Origin of the sequence: Kribbibacterium absianum (assembly GCF_030067705.1) — a bacterium.
GTDB lineage: Bacteria > Actinomycetota > Coriobacteriia > Coriobacteriales > Atopobiaceae > Kribbibacterium > Kribbibacterium absianum.
Genome location: NZ_JASJEX010000006.1, coordinates 2067 through 5534 on the forward strand (window position 1 = coordinate 2067; position 3468 = coordinate 5534).

The following is a 3468-nucleotide window of genomic DNA, read 5'->3' on the forward strand; positions in this document are numbered from 1 at the left end:
CCCCCCCTGGGACGCTCCCCTACCAGACGGCACCCTCAGGTGCCGAATCCGCCGCTTCGGCGCGAGGCTTAGCCCCGTGTATTGTCGGCGCATGTCCACTCGACCAGTGAGCTGTTACGCACTCTTTGAATGGGTGGCTGCTTCTAAGCCAACATCCTGGTTGTCTGGGCGGACGCACATCCTTTGCCACTCGGCCTCGACTTGGGGGCCTTGGCGGGCGGTCTGGGCTGTTTCCCTCTCGAAAGCGCAGCTTAGCCCACGCTTTCTGACTCCCGGCCTCTGATCCCTTCGGCATTCGGAGTTCGGTTGGGGTTGGTAGGCGGTGAGGCCCCCGCGCCCATCCGGTGCTCTACCTCCGAGGGAGAACGGCCGGGGCTAGCCCTAAAGCTATTTCGGGGAGAACGAGATATCTCCGGGTTTGATTGGCCTTTCACCCCTACCCACGGGTCATCCCCCCAGTTTTCAACCTAGGTGGGTTCGGCCCTCCACGGGGTCTTACCCCCGCTTCAGCCTGCCCATGGGTAGCTCACCCGGCTTCGCGTCCACGGCGCGCGACTTGTGTCGCCCTGTTCAGGCTCGCTCTCGCTGCGGCTCGGTTCAAACCTTAACCTCGCCGCGCGCCGTGACTCGCTGGCTCATTCTACAAAAGGCACGCCGTCACCCCCCGAGGGGGGCTCCGACTGCTTGTGGGCGCACGGTTTCAGGCGCTGTTTCACTCCCCTCCCGGGGTGCTTTTCACCTTTCCCTCACGGTACTGGTCCACTATCGGTCACAGGAGAGTGTTCAGGCTTGGAGGGTGGGCCCCCCAGCTTCCCACCCAGTCTCACGTGCTGGGCGGTACTCAGGATGACGGGCGGAGGGCTCGTCGCTTCGCGTACGGGGCTCTAACCCCCTCCGGCCGGCCTTCCCAGGCCGTTCCGCTGCGACGCGCCTTTGTGACTCCACATGCCCGGTCCTACAACCCCGGCGGGGCTTCCGCTCCCGCCGGTTTGGCCTGGCCCGCTTTCGCTCGCCACTACTCACGGGATCTCGTTTGATTTCTCTTCCTCCGGGTACTGAGATGTTTCAGTTCCCCGGGTTGCCGCCCGGCCGCCTATGTGTTCGGCGGCCGGGCGCCCGGCGTCTCCGCCGGGCGGGTTCCCCCATTCGGGTACCCCGGGATCGAAGGCCGTGTGCGCCTCCCCCGGGCCTATCGCGGCTTGCCGCGCCCTTCTTCGGCTTCCTGTGCCAAGGCATCCACCGTGCGCCTTTCGTATCTTCCGCCCCGGGCGCGCTGCGCCCGGCGCGGGATCGAACTGCCATGATCCTTGGAATGAATCCAAGGTGGATTCGCTTGCTATCTTGCACACACTGAGCAGCCACCGAGGTGGCTGCTGCGATCAGATGCGGGCCCCGGCTCAGCGGCCGGGGCCTTCCAATTACGCGCTATGCGGCTCTCAAGGTACGGGGGGCGGGCCCCCTCGGGGCCGGACGCCGCGGGAAGGTCGCGGGGGGACAGGCGCCGGGACGGTCGCTCCGGCAAGGTCCAAAGGTGTCTTCCTGAAAGAAGCTTCTCTTCTCCCTAGAAAGGAGGTGATCCAGCCGCACCTTCCGGTACGGCTACCTTGTTACGACTTCACCCCCCTCGCCCCCCACACCTTAGGCGCCTCCCCCGGAGGGGCCGGCGACTTCGGGTGCAGACGACTCGGGTGGTGTGACGGGCGGTGTGTACAAGGCCCGGGAACGCATTCACCGCGGCGTGCTGATCCGCGATTACTAGCAACTCCGACTTCACGGGGGCGGGTTGCAGCCCCCGATCCGAACTGGGGCCGGCTTTGAGGGGTCCGCTCGCGCTCGCGCGTCCGCATCCCGTTGTGCCGGCCATTGTAGCACGTGTGCAGCCCAGGGCATAAGGGGCATGATGACTTGACATCGTCCCCACCTTCCTCCGGCTTGACGCCGGCGGTCCCGCGCGAGTGCCCGGCACGACCCGGTGGCAACACGCGGCGGGGGTTGCGCTCGTTGCGGGACTTAACCCAACACCTCACGGCACGAGCTGACGACAGCCATGCACCACCTGTGGCGGCTCCTCTCGGCCACCGCGTCTCCGCGGCTTCACCGCCATGTCAAGCCCTGGTAAGGTTCTTCGCGTTGCTTCGAATTAAGCCACATGCTCCGCTGCTTGTGCGGGCCCCCGTCAATTCCTTTGAGTTTTAGCCTTGCGGCCGTACTCCCCAGGCGGGACGCTTAATGCGTTGGCTGCGGCACGGAGGGCATTCCCCCCCCACACCTAGCGTCCATCGTTTACGGCTGGGACTACCAGGGTATCTAATCCTGTTCGCTCCCCCAGCTTTCGCGCCTCAGCGTCAGTGGTGGCCCAGAAGGCCGCCTTCGCCACCGGTGTTCTTCCCGATATCTGCGCATTCCACCGCTACACCGGGAATTCCGCCTTCCCCTACCACACTCGAGCCCGCCGGTATCGGAGGCTCGCCGGGGTTGAGCCCCGGGCTTTTACCTCCGACCTAACGGGCCGCCTACGCGCGCTTTACGCCCAATGAATCCGGATAACGCTCGCCCCATACGTATTACCGCGGCTGCTGGCACGTATTTAGCCGGGGCTTCTTCTGCAGGTACCGTCACCTCGCGGCCTCGTCCCTGCTGAAAGCGGTTTACGACCCGAAGGCCTTCGTCCCGCACGCGGCGTCGCTGCGTCAGGGTTGCCCCCATTGCGCAAGATTCCCCACTGCTGCCTCCCGTAGGAGTCTGGGCCGTGTCTCAGTCCCAATCTGGCCGGTCGGTCTCTCAACCCGGCTACCCATAATGGCCTTGGTGGGCCGTTGCCCCACCAACTAGCTAACAGGCCGCGGGCCCATCCCTCGCCGTCTGGGCTTTCCCCGCCGGCGGATGCCCGCCGGCGGGAGTATCCGGAATCACCCCGGGTTTCCCCGGGCTGTGCCGGTGCGAGGGGCAGGTTGCCCACGTGTTACTCAGCCGTTCGCCGCTCTCACCACCGAGCAAGCTCGGTGGATCCCGCTCGACTTGCATGTGTTAGGCGCGCCGCCAGCGTTCATCCTGAGCCAGGATCGAACTCTCCGTTCGAGTCGGCTGCCCGGAGGCAGCCGTCGATGCAAAATAAGGTTGCGCGGAGTGCCGACCCGGCGCCAAGGACGACGACTAGCTCGTCGCTTCGTCGCGTTCTCGGATCCATCATTAGTTAGGAAGCACTGGAACCTTCGGGGTCACACGAAGTGACCACCAAGTCTGTTCAAAGTGCGTCATTCACTGCTGAATGGTCTGTCTCCCCGCGGGATTCCCTCCCGCGGTATCCGGTTCTCAAGGTGCCCGCCGCCGCGACCCTTGCCTTGCTCGTCCCCGGTTCCCCGGGGCGCCGGGTGCGCGGCGCGAGAAAGAACTATAGCCGGGCCCGCCGGGCCCGCGGCCGGGAAAGGCCGCGTTCACATTCTGTTCACAAATCGGCAGGGGCGGGCA

General features: G+C 65.6%; 2 rRNA genes (1 of these 2 cut by a window edge). Both read right to left on the minus strand.

Annotated features, from left to right (window positions below):
- Positions 1–1263 (minus strand): 23S ribosomal RNA (locus tag QJ043_RS09745) (it extends 1788 nt beyond the left edge of the window).
- Positions 1264–1565: 302 nt separating this feature from the next.
- Positions 1566–3078, minus strand: a 16S ribosomal RNA gene (locus QJ043_RS09750).
- The 16S and 23S rRNA genes sit together here, the layout of an rRNA operon.
- Between the last annotated feature and the right edge of the window lie 390 nt (positions 3079–3468).